The 13253-nt window shown below is 60.6% G+C and carries 13 protein-coding genes; 9 read left to right on the top strand and 4 right to left on the bottom strand.

Features of this window, described 5'->3' with window-relative positions; genetic code table 11:
* Positions 1-11 precede the first annotated feature (11 nt).
* A complete protein-coding gene (locus NCR40_RS23355; RefSeq protein ID WP_502801019.1) occupies positions 12-2450 on the top strand; it encodes a glycosyltransferase family 4 protein in 2439 nt (812 codons plus the stop codon).
* Between the two features lie 56 nt (positions 2451-2506).
* Here the strand turns inward: NCR40_RS23355 and NCR40_RS23350 are convergent, their stop codons facing one another.
* Positions 2507-3643, bottom strand: coding sequence for an acyltransferase family protein (locus NCR40_RS23350; protein ID WP_250510854.1), 1137 nt, complete (start codon positions 3641-3643; stop codon positions 2507-2509).
* 217 nt (positions 3644-3860) lie between these two features.
* Between NCR40_RS23350 and NCR40_RS23345 the strand changes: the two genes are divergently transcribed.
* The 4 genes from NCR40_RS23345 to NCR40_RS23330 all read left to right on the top strand — a co-directional run bounded on the left by NCR40_RS23345 (position 3861) and on the right by NCR40_RS23330 (position 6844).
* Entirely contained in the window at positions 3861-4013 is a 153-nt protein-coding gene (locus NCR40_RS23345; protein ID WP_244829986.1) for a hypothetical protein, read from the top strand.
* A 100-nt stretch (positions 4014-4113) separates the two neighbouring features.
* Positions 4114-5046: a UTP--glucose-1-phosphate uridylyltransferase GalU gene (galU, locus tag NCR40_RS23340; RefSeq protein ID WP_244829987.1), complete on the top strand. Its 933-nt coding sequence runs from the start codon at positions 4114-4116 to the stop codon at positions 5044-5046.
* A gap of 156 nt (positions 5047-5202) precedes the next feature.
* Entirely contained in the window at positions 5203-5733 is a 531-nt protein-coding gene (locus NCR40_RS23335; RefSeq protein WP_250510785.1) for a septal ring lytic transglycosylase RlpA family protein, read from the top strand.
* Between the two features lie 49 nt (positions 5734-5782).
* Positions 5783-6844: a phytoene/squalene synthase family protein gene (locus NCR40_RS23330; RefSeq protein WP_250510784.1), complete on the top strand. Its 1062-nt coding sequence runs from the start codon at positions 5783-5785 to the stop codon at positions 6842-6844.
* Here the strand turns inward: NCR40_RS23330 and NCR40_RS23325 are convergent.
* Positions 6822-7673, bottom strand: coding sequence for a LysR substrate-binding domain-containing protein (locus tag NCR40_RS23325; protein WP_250510783.1), 852 nt, complete (start codon positions 7671-7673; stop codon positions 6822-6824). The two genes, NCR40_RS23330 and NCR40_RS23325, sit on opposite strands and share 23 nt — an antisense overlap.
* A gap of 106 nt (positions 7674-7779) precedes the next feature.
* On the opposite strand from NCR40_RS23325, the gene NCR40_RS23320 reads away from it, so the two are divergent.
* From NCR40_RS23320 to NCR40_RS23310, 3 genes are all read left to right on the top strand, one after another.
* Complete coding sequence (locus NCR40_RS23320; RefSeq protein WP_250510782.1) at positions 7780-8649, top strand: alpha/beta fold hydrolase; 870 nt, start codon at positions 7780-7782, stop codon at positions 8647-8649.
* Positions 8650-8847: 198 nt separating this feature from the next.
* Positions 8848-9264, top strand: a complete 417-nt coding sequence (locus NCR40_RS23315; protein ID WP_250510781.1) for a hypothetical protein — start codon at positions 8848-8850, stop codon at positions 9262-9264.
* Between the two features lie 189 nt (positions 9265-9453).
* Positions 9454-10350 (top strand): fructose bisphosphate aldolase, encoded by an 897-nt coding sequence (locus tag NCR40_RS23310; protein ID WP_244829993.1) that lies wholly within the window; start codon positions 9454-9456, stop codon positions 10348-10350.
* A 45-nt stretch (positions 10351-10395) separates the two neighbouring features.
* Here the strand turns inward: NCR40_RS23310 and NCR40_RS23305 are convergent, their stop codons facing one another.
* On the bottom strand, positions 10396-11634 hold the full coding sequence (locus NCR40_RS23305; protein ID WP_250468615.1) for an NAD(P)/FAD-dependent oxidoreductase: 1239 nt from the start codon (positions 11632-11634) through the stop codon (positions 10396-10398).
* Positions 11635-11914: 280 nt separating this feature from the next.
* Between NCR40_RS23305 and NCR40_RS23300 the strand changes: the two genes are divergently transcribed.
* Positions 11915-12214: a DUF4148 domain-containing protein gene (locus tag NCR40_RS23300; RefSeq protein WP_244829995.1), complete on the top strand. Its 300-nt coding sequence runs from the start codon at positions 11915-11917 to the stop codon at positions 12212-12214.
* 82 nt (positions 12215-12296) lie between these two features.
* On the opposite strand, the gene NCR40_RS23295 is transcribed toward NCR40_RS23300, so the two are convergent.
* Positions 12297-13238 (bottom strand): LysR family transcriptional regulator, encoded by a 942-nt coding sequence (locus tag NCR40_RS23295; protein WP_250510780.1) that lies wholly within the window; start codon positions 13236-13238, stop codon positions 12297-12299.
* Positions 13239-13253: the final 15 nt, after the last annotated feature.

The following is a 13253-nucleotide window of genomic DNA, read 5'->3' as shown; positions in this document are numbered from 1 at the left end:
AAGACGCGTTCATGGGGAGCGCGAAAGCGCGTCATTTCCTGCACGAGCCGGCGCCAGCCATGACGCCTGTGCCGCGTCGCGAGCGCAGTATCGCGCGTGCGAACGGTGTACCGCGTATCGCTATCGTGCATGACTGGCTCGTGACCTACGCTGGCGCGGAGCGTGTGCTGGAACAGATGATCGCGTGCTTTCCGGACGCGGATATTTTCAGCGTCGTCGACTTCCTCGAAGACAGAGCGTTCTTGCGCGGCAAGCAGGCGAAGACCTCGTTCATCCAGAAGTTGCCATTCGCGAAGAAGCGCTATCGCGCATATTTGCCGCTCATGCCGCTCGCGATAGAACAGCTTGACGTGTCCGGCTACGACCTCATTCTGTCGAGCAGCCATGCGGTAGCGAAGGGTGTGTTGACAGGACCCGATCAGGTGCACGTCAGTTACGTGCATTCGCCCATACGCTACGCATGGGACCTGCAACATCAGTATCTCAAGCAGTCGAATCTCACTGCGGGCATGAAGTCGCTGATCGCACGTATGGCGCTGCATTACATGCGCAGCTGGGACATACGTACCTCGAATTCGGTGAATCATTTCATCGCTAATTCGGCTTTCATTGCGCGGCGAATCCACAAGGTTTATCGGCGTTCGTCGCAAGTGATCTTTCCTCCTGTCGATGTCGCCGCGTTCAACGTGTGCGAGGAAAAGGACGATTTTTATTTAACGGCGTCGCGCATGGTGCCGTATAAGAAGATCGATCTGATCGTCGAGGCGTTCGCGCAGATGCCTGAGCGCAAGCTCGTCGTGATCGGCGAGGGCCCGGACATGGCGAAGATCCGTGCGAAGGCTACGCCCAACGTGCGCATCATGGGGTATCAGCCGTTCTCCGTGCTGCACGAAAAGATGCGCCGCGCGAAAGCGTTCGTCTTCGCGGCGGAAGAAGACTTCGGCATCTCGGTGGTCGAAGCGCAAGCGTGCGGCACGCCAGTGATTGCCTACGGCAAGGGCGGCGCATTGGAAACCGTGCGCGATGCGTCGCAGGCCGAGCCCACGGGCATGTTCTTTCAGGAGCAGTCGGCGGACGCCATCGTGGATGCTGTCGAGGCCTTCGAAGACGGCACGGTGACGTTCAAGCCAGCCGACTGTCGCAAGAACGCAGAGCGTTTTTCCAACGCGCGTTTCAGGGAACAGTTCCATGCGCATGTCGCACGCGTGGCGCCGCGCTTCGTTCTTCCTCCGCTGCCGGCAGAGCCCGAAGTTCAGGTCGAAGAAAAGAGCGATTTGCGCGTGCTTGCCGTGGATCAAAGCGGCTCGCTCGGCGGCGCGGAACTCTCCATGCTCGAAGTGGTGAAGAACATGCGTGGCGACGTGCAGACGGTTCTTTTCGACGATGGTCCGTTTCGCATTGCGCTAGAAGCGGTCGGCATCAAGGTAGACGTGCTCGACGGCAAAGCGCTCGGCAATGTTCGCAAGGACGGCATGACGCGTCCCGGCGCGGGCGTGGTGGGCGGCGTCGTCAAGCTCCTGCGCGGCACGCTCGAAAAATCGCGCAATGCCGATGTCATCTACGTCAACACGCAGCGCGCGATGGTGATCGGCGCCATCGCCGGCCTAATCTCGCGGCGCCCCGTGGTGTGGCATCTGCGCGATATCGTGAGCGAGGACCATTTCGGGCGCACGCAGCTTTCCATCATCAAGTGGTGCACCAAGCTCATGCTCGAACATGTCATTGCCAATTCGACGGCATCGGCGGCCGCGGTCACGGCGCTCACGCGTTTGCGCGAGGAGCGGCTCGATGTCGTGTTCAACGGCATATCGGCGGAGCCTTTCACTAGCATCGAAACGGTGGCGCAGCATGAGTTGCGAGCACGGTTCGGCTTGCCGCAAGATGCGTTTCTCGTCGGATGCTTTAGCCGTCTTGCACGCTGGAAGGGTCAGCATGTACTGCTCGAAGCGTTGCGCGAATGCACGGACATGCATGCCGTTCTGGTTGGCGCGGCGCTTTTTGGAGAACACGAGTACGAGGCCGAGCTGCGTGCTTTCGTACTCGAACACGGGCTTGCGGACCGCGTGCATTTTCTCGGCTTTCAGGATGACATTGCCGCGTGCATGAAAGCGGTCGATGTGGTCACGCATACGTCGATCATGCCGGAGCCGTTTGGCCGCGTGATCATCGAAGGCATGTTGTCGAAACGGCCCGTTGTTGCGACGCGTGCGGGCGGCGTGACGGATATCGTCGACGATGGCGAGAACGGCCTGCTCTGCGCTCCCGGCGATGCCGCCGAACTGGCGCGCATACTGGATCGCCTCAAGGGCGATTCACCGCTTCGTGACCGTCTGACCGAAAGCGGCTTCGTACACGCAACAAAAAGATTCGGGACCGAGCGATATGTCGAGAGCGTCGAGAGAATCCTCGGAGACGTGGCGGCAAAGGCGAAGAAGCGCGAGCGTAGCTGAGGTACTCGAACTTCGATCAAGCCGCCTTTCGAGGCGGCTTTTTTATTGGCGCTTTATCAACGCGCAATGCGAACGCGTGTCTTCGCAGGTTTCAATCTTGCGGCCCAGGCCATGGCGGGTCGCTCGACAAGCGCATAGAACGCTGCGGCAACCACAACTGCAATGGCGGTAAAAGCAAACGAGGCCCAGATGCCCGTTTGCAAGACCGAATGAAAAAGCACGGACCCAAGCAGCACGAAAATGGGCAGATGCACGACGTAAAGCGAGAAGCTGAACTCGCCGAGCACGGAAAACACGCGCACTGGGCCGCCTTCACGCATGGGCCGATCTAGCGCGCCAAACAAATAAACGGCAAACGCCAGCGCCCAAAGCTGAAACGCCAAGTATTGCGCAAGCCCGAAGGCAGCGCATCCGCATAGTGCGATGCCAACCGCCACGACTCCCGAGCGCCTCGGTGCGCGCACGTTGCGCGCTTTCGCTTCGGCGATCCATGCTCCAAGCATCCATGAAAGCCAGTAGGACGTGAAGATTACGATCTGCTGGCGCTCGAAGACGAGCGCCGACACGATGTTGACGACAGCGACAAGGCCGACGACCGCCGGCATTCCGATTCGCCTCCGCAATGCAATTACGAGCGGATATACGAGGTAGAACTGCACCTCGACGGAGAGCGTCCATAAGGCGCCATTGGAGCCGAACGTCTTGCCCGCGATTCCCTGCAAGGAAAAGAGATTGATGAGAAAAGCATGAAGATCGAAGGGATTGATCTTGCGGCTGACCGGATCAAAGCCGGCGCTAAGCGAATCCAGCACGAACGTCAGTACCAGCGCGGCAATCAGAACCGGATAGATCCGCACGAACCGCCGTAGCAGAAAATTCAAGCCGTCGAACGGCGCGCGCGGGTCGGCATTCAGGCGCCGCGCCATCGCGCGATGAATGCAATAGCCGCTGATGATGAAGAAAATCGGCACACCGGCCGATCCCCAGGCGACAGGGAACGTGAGGTAACTGACGACTGTGTTGAGGTCGAACGCGGGCGAAGCGCGATGAAACTGCTGCATGCCGACCCACGTAACCTGCCTGCAATGAAAGTACGCGACCAGCAACGCGGCGACACCACGCCATGCGTTGATCGCGACGTCTTTATCGTCGGCGATAGCGTTCGAATTGCGCGCGGAAGTGCGCAGCGCCATGCCGCTTTCGTCGAAGGCCGGGGAGTCGCTCATCGCTTAACCTTAAGGAGCCGAAGGGATCGGCCCATGTTAGAGCAGCAAGAAATCCGTGCCTAAGCAAAAAATTCGGCGCATTTCTTAAGAAAGCAGGCAGCGTAACGGCTTAAAGCGGGCGAATTATTTATCGATTTTTTTCTGCTACGGTGAGCCCTCATCTACAGGCGAATGGGTGTCGATCATGGATATGCATGCAGTCGCCGGCATAGCCGTGCTGCTGGTACTCGTGGCGGCGTCCGCGTACCGCGACGCGTTGCGCAACGACCCTCTCGATCCCTTCCGCAAGAAGGGCTCCAACAATGCGCAGGCATCGCAGATGGAGGAAGCGGAGTAACGCGCGCAACGCCCGAAGCCTGCCGCAAGTGCGGGCGAATTCACAAGAAAAACAGCGCGGGGACAACATCAATTTCCGGTTTCGATCTGGAGGAGCAGTCATGCTTAAAGTGACCAAGGCCGTATTTCCAGTCGCAGGTCTCGGCACACGTTTTTTGCCAGCCACCAAGGCGAGTCCGAAGGAAATGCTGCCAGTGGTCGATAAGCCGCTCATTCAATACGCGGTGGAAGAAGCCATTGCTGCGGGCATGACGGAGATGATCTTCGTCACGGGCCGGGGCAAGCGCGCAATCGAGGATCACTTCGACAAATCATATGAGCTCGAAGCGGAACTGGAAGCGCGCAACAAGGCGGTTCTGCTCGATGCGGTACGCAGCATCAAGCCCGCCAACGTGGATTGTTTCTACGTGCGCCAGCCGGCCGCGCTGGGCTTGGGTCATGCGGTGCTATGCGCGGAACGGCTCGTCGGCGGTGAACCATTCGCCGTCATCCTGGCCGACGATCTGCTGCACGGCGCCGAGCCTGTCATGAAGCAACTCGTCGATGTATTCGACCACTATCACAGCTCGGTGATCGGTGTGGAACGCATCGCGCGCGAGGAAAGCGCGTCGTATGGCGTGATCGAAGGCCGCGAATGGGAAGAGGACGTCATCAAGTTGTCGGGTGTCGTCGAGAAGCCGCAGCCCGCGCTTGCGCCTTCCAATCTCGGCGTGGTCGGGCGTTACGTGCTGATGCCGAGCATCTTCGATCATCTGCGCAAGACGAAGCCCAACGCGGGCGGCGAGATTCAGCTAACCGATGCCATCGGCTCCTTGCTCGCGGTCGAACAGGTGCTGGCGTATCGCTACTACGGCACGCGTTTCGACTGCGGCAGCAAGCTCGGGTATCTCAAGGCGACGGTACAACTGGCCTTGCAACATCCTGAAGTGCGCGGAGACTTTGAGGCGTATCTGCGTGCGGCGGTATGGGCGCTCATGCCGCAAACAAAGGACGAACCGATGACGCATGCGGAATCGCTACAGGATTCGCTGTGATTGGGAATAGTTCGAATGACGAATCATGATCATCGTAAGGTAAACGTAGTCCTGTAAAGAAGCGTCATATCCAAGGAAGGCAGGTCAACGCTAAAAAGCAGAGGGCGTTAAGGGCGATCCGATCCACGAATCGGTAACTCATGGAGTAGATCGCCCATGCAGGTCCGCGCATTTCATGCGCGCCGGCTATTGGCCTGGATCGTGTCCATCGGCGCTTGCGTGTTGCTGTGCGGATGGACTTCACATCGGCCAGTCAAGCCAGCACGCAAGCATCATGCTTTACACAAGGCCGTGTCGCACACGAAGCATGTGCACGCCAAGAAGGCATATGCCTTCCAGATCGGCATGGCCAGCTATTACGCCGACGCTTTCCAAGGCCGCCCCACCGCGAGCGGCGAGGCTTACGGCATGAACGCGCTCACGGCCGCGCATCTCACGCTGCCGCTCGGCACTTACGTGCGCGTCAGCAATGCCGCGAAGACGCGGTCGGTCGTCGTGCGCATCAACGACCGCGGCCCCTACCAGAAGGGCCGCGTGATCGATCTTTCGTTTGCGGCGGCGGTATTGCTCGGCCTGCAACACGCGGGCACGGCGCAAGTGGTGATCGAGCGTGTATCGGCGCATGATGCCGTCGCCATTCCCTTGCATCATCGCGCAAAGAGGCGAAGGCACAAGCGGCACCGTTGAGCCGGATACAATGCGCTCTCGCCTGCTTGAGCGCTCTCTGATCCCACTCATGAATCAATCGACCCGGGCAGTCCTCCTCGGCCCGCTTCTCAAGAGCGTTTCGCGCTCGTTCTATCTGACGCTGCGGATTCTTCCGGCGGGCATGCGCGACCCCGTCGCGCTGGCGTATCTGCTTGCGCGCGCCGCCGATACCATCGCGGATACGTCGCTCATCGCGCCGCAACTTCGTCTGGAATTGCTGCTGTCGTTGCGCGCGCAAGTCAACGGCGCACCGGACGATGGCGCGCTGGCTCGCATAGCCGGCGAAGTAGCGGGCCAGCAAGCGCAAGCGGATGAACGCGCGCTGCTCGAATCGCTCGGCGGAGCGCTTGCCATCCTGCCGCAATTGAGCAAGGCCGACCGCGATGCCGTGCGCGATATCGTGACCACGCTCACAACGGGCATGGAGTTCGATCTGCGCACGTTCCCGGATGAAACCTCGGGCGAGATCGCGGCGCTCGGTGAATTCGAGGAACTGGACTGCTACACCTATCTCGTCGCGGGCTGCGTGGGCGAGTTCTGGACGAAGATGACCTACGCGCATATGCCGGGCACGCTCAATGCCGCGCCGGATGTCATGCTTGCGCGCGGCGTGCGCTTCGGCAAGGCGCTGCAGATGACCAACGTGCTGCGCGATTGCGCGCGCGATCTGCGTATCGGGCGTTGCTATCTGCCTTCGTCGATGCTGGCGCGTCATGGCATCGCGCCACGAGAACTGCTCGCGCCCGAGGCATCCGATAAAGCGCGTCCCGTGCAAGACGAGCTGTTGCAAACCACCATCGCGCTCTATGGCGACGCGCTGGCCTACACGATGGCGATTCCATCGAGCGCCATTCGGCTGCGGCTCGCGTGCCTGTGGCCGATCATGATCGGGCTGGAAACGCTGGTGTTGCTGGCGCGTAACGACGCATGGCTCGCCCCGGAGCGCATCACCAAGGTGCGCCGCAACGATGTCTATCGCATCATGGCGGCGTCGATGCCGCTGGTTGCATCGAATAGGCTTCTGAAGGCGTGGGCCGAACGCAGAATCAGCGACATCCAAGCCGCCCTCAACGGCGCAGCTCGGCCATGATGCGTTCGGCCAGGAAGTCGCAAGGCGGCCGCTTGGATGCCGCGCTGCGCGCCAGCACCACTTCGAGCGCGGCTATTTCCGGCAGCCCTTGCGCCTGACCGAGTAGCGTGAAATGCGCGGGGACAGCGCACTTGGCAAGCGGCGTGATGGCAAGACCGGCTTCGGCCATCGTCAGAAGACCGAGCAGACTCGGGCTCTCGTACGACGTGCGATAGCCGATACGCGCGCGTTCCAGGCTGCGTATGGCGTTCTCGCGCGCCACGCTGCCCGGCAGGAACACGGCAATGGGCAAGGGACGTTCGCGCCAGATTTCCGTGGCGCCGGGCGCGGCGGCCCAAACCATCGGCTCGTGACGCAGGAATTCGCCGCTCAGACCTTTCACGCGCGTGGCGCAGACCAGATCGACCGAGCCGTCTTTCAGCATCGGCGCAAGCGCCACGCTCGGCAAGCCGACCACCTGAATCTCGACCTTGGGAAAGGTCGCCGAAAACTTCTTGAGGATGGGCGGAAACAGCGACGACGCGTAGTCGTCCGGTACGCCGATCACCACGCGCCCCGTCACGTCCGGCCGCACGACGGCGGCCCATGCTTCATCGCGCAAGGCGAGCATGCGGCGCGCGTAGGTCAGTAACACTTCGCCGTCTTGCGTGGGCGTCACGCTGCGCGGTTTGCGCACGAATAGCGCCTTGCCAAGCGCGGTCTCGAGCGTCTTGATCTGCATGCTGACGGCCGATTGCGAGCGATGCACGAGTTCCGCCGCGCGGCTGATGTTGCCCGTGTCCGCGACGGCGACGATCATGGAAAGGACATCGAGGTCGAGTGCTTTCATGACTGTGTATAACGACTTGGTATCAGAAAATCTGAACGATGTTATCAATATTATGCGATTTTCTTTTAAATTGGCGGACGGCATAGTGTGGAAAAGGAGCGAATCAATGAACGCCCGTGCCGATCCCGCCGTACTGTCCGCCTTGCAAGCCTTGCCCGAAGCGTCTTTCGCGACGACCGCGTCCGGCATTTCCGTGCCTTACGTGGATTGCGGCGAAGGCGAGCCGCTCCTGTTCGTGCATGGTTCGCTCTGCGATTACCGCTACTGGAGCGCGCAGATTCTGCCGCTTGCCAGGCAGTTTCGTTGCATCGCGCCGAGTCTCAGTCACTACTGGCCCGCCGTCGATGCCTTCGTGCAGGGCGAATTCAGCTGGGAAGCGCATGTCGCGGAGATGGCGGAATTTATCGAGGCGCTCGACATTGCACCCGTGCATCTGATTGGGCATTCGCGCGGCGGGTGCGTCGCGTTTCATCTCGCAAGGGAATATCCGCGTCTCGTGAAGACGCTCACGCTCGCGGACCCGGGCGGACCGCTCCAGGTTTCGCCGCAGCCTTCGGCCGCCAGCTTGCCGCCCGCGACCAACGCGTTGCGCACGCGCGTGGCGGAACTCATCGAGATGGGCGAAATCGAGCCGGGGCTGGAACTGTTCGTCGATTCGGTCAGCATGCCGGGCTTCTGGCAAAAGAGCACGCCGGCTTTTCGACGGATGGCGATAGACAACGCGCTTACGGTGCCGAAGCAACTTCGCGATCCCTTGCCCGCTTATACCCGCGACGCCGCGCGCGATATCAAGTGCCGCACTTTGCTGATAGACGGACAAAAGAGCCCGCGCATGTTCCGCAATAACGTCGACAAGCTGGCGGAATGGATTGAATTCGCGGATCGGCAAACTATTGCCGGGGCATCGCACGGAATGAACGTGGCAAGCCCGGCCGCATTTAATCGCGCTATACAGGCGTTTGCCGGTGCCTGGTAATTTCCTTAGCGATTCTTTAGCAAGAACGCTCGTTCGCTCGAAAGTCACGCTAAAGAATATCTTTGGCTATTGCTAAGGAAGTAACGGAAGGCAAGCACTTATCGTCCGACTTTTTGTCTGCTTGTTGTGGCGGGACAACGCAAACGCGCGGGTCTCGGGCTAACATCATTGCCACCTCATCGCCAAGAAGAGGCCAATGTGAGTACGGGCCAAGACGATCTCGAAGTATGGAAGCGCCAGCGCACCCAGCAATTGGCGTTCGAACTGGCCGATAGCGGTCAATACGAGAATTTCGCCGATATCGCTTATGCGCTGCAATTCGAGCGCGGTCTCGCGACGGCGCAAGCACTCATCGAAAATCCGGAAATGCGTCGCTTGCTGAACGTGCATTGCGCAAATGCGCGTGAAGCGCTCTTCAACGTCAAAGCGCCAGCGCCTGAAAAAATACAGGCGCAATCTCAGCCGGTTTTAGAAACGCCCGAATTACCCACCCTCGAAATCATGGCGGCGCAAGGCGCGCCATCGTTCCTGCGCCGCGCTGCGTTCATGCTCGGGCGAAGCGCACGCGCGGTCGAACCCGTGAACGCCGGGGACTTCAACTCCGCTGCGCCTTGAGCAGATCGAGCCGCAAAAGCCCTGCCGCGTCGCCCTTTCTCTCCTCGATTTGAGTGTGTGGCAGGGGAAATGGCGGATATGCACAGTCAAGTCGCGCCTCAAAACCATTACACTTACCGTAGTGGAACCAGAAGCCCGGGCCGTGCTCGCGCGCGTTCCGGTGTTTGAACTTTGAGGAGGGAAATGTTCGTGGCTAACGAAAAGATGCTGTCGCAAATGGCGGAGAAGCAAGGTTTTATCGCCGCCTTGGATCAAAGCGGCGGTTCGACGCCGGGCGCGCTCAAGCAGTACGGCATTGCTGAAGACGCCTACAACGGCGACGCCGAGATGTTCAAGCTGATGCATGAAATGCGCGTGCGCATCATCACCGCGCCGTCATTCACGGGAGAAAAGGTCATTGGCGCCATTCTCTTCGAAGCCACCATGGACGGTCAGGCAAATGGCAAGTCCGTGCCCGCGTTTCTGTGGGAAGACCGTGGCGTGGTGCCGTTCCTCAAGGTCGACAAGGGCCTCGAAGCGGAAGCCGACGGCGTTCAGGTCATGAAGCCGAACCCCGGCCTCGACGCGCTGCTGGAACGCGCCGTCAAGCTCGGCATCTTCGGCACGAAGATGCGTTCGGTCATCAAGGACGCGAACGAAAAGGGCATCGCCGCAGTCGTGAAGCAGCAATTCGAAGTGGGCAATCAGATCATCGGACACGGTCTCGTGCCCATTCTCGAACCCGAAGTGTCCATCAAGAGCACGGACAAGAAGGGTGCGGAAAAAATTCTGCGCGACGAATTGCTGAAAGGTCTCGACGCGCTGCCGGAATCCAGTCAGGTGATGATCAAGCTGACCATCCCCGATGAAGTGGACTTCTACGCGCCGCTGATCGAGCATCCGCGTGTCGTGCGCGTGGTGGCGCTTTCGGGCGGCTATACGCGCACCGACGCATGCCAGCGTCTGGCGAAGAACCACGGCATGATCGCGAGCTTCTCGCGCGCGCTCATCAACGAACTGAAGAAGTCGATGAGCGACGAAGAGTTCAACGCGACGCTCGGCGAGTCCATCGACGAGATCTACGAAGCATCGGTCGACAAGGTTTGACGCTTCAGTGGCGATGAGGCGTGGTGTCTGCCCTCATCGCCACGATCATGAATCGGCGCGTGTCGTCGATGGCGGCGTCTGCACGATAGGCGCGGCAGCCCGGAACAACTCTTCGCGGCAGCCGCTCCTCGGCGGATAGATCCGCTCCCCGTTGATCGTGCGCTTGGTCGCCTTGGCGGCCTCGCCTTCCGACACCAGCTTGCGTTCCCATCCCTCCGTATAGACTGCGCCCCACGGGCCCAGGTCGCAGACCGTCGTGTACCAGTCGATCTGCAACGGCAGCATCTCTTCTCCGTATAAATCGCAGACGGCGTTATTGCCGGCGTAGCGGCCCATCGGCCGGCCATGCTGACACGACATGACCGAAGGCCGTTTGCCGTCGATCAGCACGCGTGCGCAATCGCCCGCCGCAAATACGCCGGGAACGCCCGTGACGCGCAGATAGGCATCGACGGGCACGCGGCCCATGGAATCGAGTCCGACGGGAAGCTGGCTCGCCAATGCGTTGGCGCGCATGCCGCCGCACCAGACCACGGTGCATGCCTGGATGTAATCGGCATTGACGCCGTCCGAAAGCGAAGCGCCGTGTCCGTCGAGTTCTTCCAGCGATACGCCTGGCCTAAGCTCGACATCGAGCGAGGTCATGGCCTGAACGACGACGCTTTGCGCGCCGCCCATCGATTGCGCGATTTTCGGCGACCGATCCGCGAGCACCACGCGCACCTTGTCGCGATCCGCTTCGCCCACGATCTCACGCAGGCGGCCGGGCAATTCCGCCGCGAGTTCGATTCCCGTGAGGCCTGCGCCGATCACGACAGCCGTATAGCGTCCGGGCGAGTCGGGCAATGCGGGCAGGGTGGACAGATGCGCCTGGAGCTTGCAGGCGCCCGCGTAGGTATCGACGTCGAACGAGTGGCGATCCAGCCCGGGAATTTCCGGGCGTACCAGTTCGCTGCCTACCGCGAGGATGAGCCGGTCGTATTCCAGCGAACCTTCTCCGTCTTCCCGCGTGAACATGACGCGCCGATTCGCGCTATCGACCGTGTGCGCGGTCGCCTGGACGAAGCGCACGCCGGTCGGACCGAACACGCCGTCGAGCGGCACGAGCGTGGGATCGAGCGGTTGCTCGTAGTTGCGCACGCGCACGCTGTGATAAGGCTGCGGATTGAGGACGACCACTTCGGCCTGATCCGCTGGTTGCTGCAATTCATCGAGTTTGCGCGCGGCGGCGAGCGCGCTCCATAGTCCGGCAAAACCCGCCCCAACGACCACGATTCGCTTCAAGGCATTGCCTCCTCTGCAAACCGAACGTTCGATCCATTTGGCATGATGTGTCGTGGACAACGTCCTGCTTACTTTATAGGCGATGCGCTAAGCAATTTCCCGTCGATGCTAAAGAACTGGAGTTTTCAGGCCTGGATTAGTCGCGATTTCACCAAAACTGATTTCGTGGATTAAGTATTTACCCTTAGCGAAGCACTCACTAAACTCTCTTCAACGGTCGCACACGAGCAAATGCCAAGTGAGCGACAGCCCCAAAAACCTAAGCTGGAGGGTATCAATCATGAACAAGCTCATTGGAATCGCAGCAGTTGCCATCGCTTTCGCCGCACCGGTTGCTTCTTTCGCACAATCGAACCAACCGCTTACGCGCGCTGAAGTTCGCGAACAGATCGTTCAGCTGGAAAAGGCCGGTTATAACCCCGGCTTCGTGAGCGACTCGCACTATCCGTCGGACATTCAAGCTGCTGAAGCGCGCGTTGCGGGTCAAGGCAACTCCTTTGGCGGTGCGACTGAAGGCTCGGCGCAAGCCGGCTCGCGTGCGGTGCAAGCCGACGTTTTCCCGACGTTTGCGCACCACTAAGCAACAGGTAGTCTCGCTATAAAGAAAGCGCTCGCAATTGCGGGCGCTTTTTCTTTGGCTAAAGCAAGCGCTAAAGAAAACGCTAAAGCGGAAAGCCGCCCGCAAAGGTCTCGCGCAAATAGCCGATGAAAAGTGCGACCGCACGCGGCACATGAGGCGCATAAGGACGCACAACATAAAGCTGATCGGCGAATGTGCCCACGCAGCGCCAGTCCGGCAGCAACACCACAAGCTTTCCCGCCTGCACCGCGGCTTGCGCGCTGAAGTCGGGCAACAGCGCGATACCCAGATCGTCGAGCGCGGCATCGCGCAGCACTTCGCTATTGTTCGCGGAGAATGGCCCGTTGACCGCAAGCGTATGAGGCCCGGCCGCCGTCTTGCGCGCGCCCTTACGCACGAACGACCACACGCCCGATGTCTGCGCGCGCGGATAAAACAGGCAGTCGTGCACCGCGAGATCGGCGGGCGTCGCGGGCATGCCGCGCCGTTTGAGATATGCATGTGTCGCCACGATCACCGAATGGGTATCGCACAACTTCCACGCGACATGCGTTTCCGGCGCTTGCGCGCTGTGCCGGATGGCGAGATCGAAGCCCTCCGTCGCAATGGAACTCAACCTGTCCGATGCTTCCAGTTGCACCCGCACTTCCGGATGCGCATGCAGAAAGCCCGCTAAATGCGGCACCAATTGCTGACGCGCGAACGCCATTGGCGCGGTAACGCGGATCAAGCCGCGCGCCACGCCCGCCATTTCCCTCACGCTCGAAAAGCTCGCGGCGATATGCTCGTACTGCGTGCGTGTATCGTCGACGAGACGCCGTCCTGCCTCCGTGAAGCGCACGCTGCGCGTGGTGCGCGTGACGAGCGGCACGCCTGCCGCGCGCTCCAGTTCGGCGATACGCTGACTCATTGCGGCTTTGCTCACGTTGAGCCGCGCCGCCGCCGCCGTGTAGCTGCCCTGCTCGGCGAGCACCGTGAGCCAATGCAGATGCGTCCAGAGCCCTTCGACTTTTTGTGCGTCCATGCGCGGGGATTGTTT

This window comes from Caballeronia sp. GACF4 (genome assembly GCF_023631025.1).
Classification (GTDB): domain Bacteria; phylum Pseudomonadota; class Gammaproteobacteria; order Burkholderiales; family Burkholderiaceae; genus Caballeronia.
The sequence above is the reverse complement of the archived record's forward strand: the minus strand, read 5'-3'. Positions and strand labels throughout refer to the sequence as shown.

What these genes read in the sequence shown, in the direction of transcription:
- NCR40_RS23355 (WP_502801019.1), top strand. Translation starts at nt 12, where the DNA reads ATGGGGAGCGCGAAAGCGCGTCATTTCCTGCACGAGCCGGCGCCAGCC.
- NCR40_RS23350 (WP_250510854.1), bottom strand. Translation starts at nt 3,643, where the DNA reads ATGGCGCTGCGCACTTCCGCGCGCAATTCGAACGCTATCGCCGACGAT.
- NCR40_RS23345 (WP_244829986.1), top strand. Translation starts at nt 3,861, where the DNA reads ATGGATATGCATGCAGTCGCCGGCATAGCCGTGCTGCTGGTACTCGTG.
- galU (WP_244829987.1), top strand. Translation starts at nt 4,114, where the DNA reads ATGCTTAAAGTGACCAAGGCCGTATTTCCAGTCGCAGGTCTCGGCACA.
- NCR40_RS23335 (WP_250510785.1), top strand. Translation starts at nt 5,203, where the DNA reads ATGCAGGTCCGCGCATTTCATGCGCGCCGGCTATTGGCCTGGATCGTG.
- NCR40_RS23330 (WP_250510784.1), top strand. Translation starts at nt 5,783, where the DNA reads ATGAATCAATCGACCCGGGCAGTCCTCCTCGGCCCGCTTCTCAAGAGC.
- NCR40_RS23325 (WP_250510783.1), bottom strand. Translation starts at nt 7,673, where the DNA reads ATGAAAGCACTCGACCTCGATGTCCTTTCCATGATCGTCGCCGTCGCG.
- NCR40_RS23320 (WP_250510782.1), top strand. Translation starts at nt 7,780, where the DNA reads ATGAACGCCCGTGCCGATCCCGCCGTACTGTCCGCCTTGCAAGCCTTG.
- NCR40_RS23300 (WP_244829995.1), top strand. Translation starts at nt 11,915, where the DNA reads ATGAACAAGCTCATTGGAATCGCAGCAGTTGCCATCGCTTTCGCCGCA.
- NCR40_RS23295 (WP_250510780.1), bottom strand. Translation starts at nt 13,238, where the DNA reads ATGGACGCACAAAAAGTCGAAGGGCTCTGGACGCATCTGCATTGGCTC.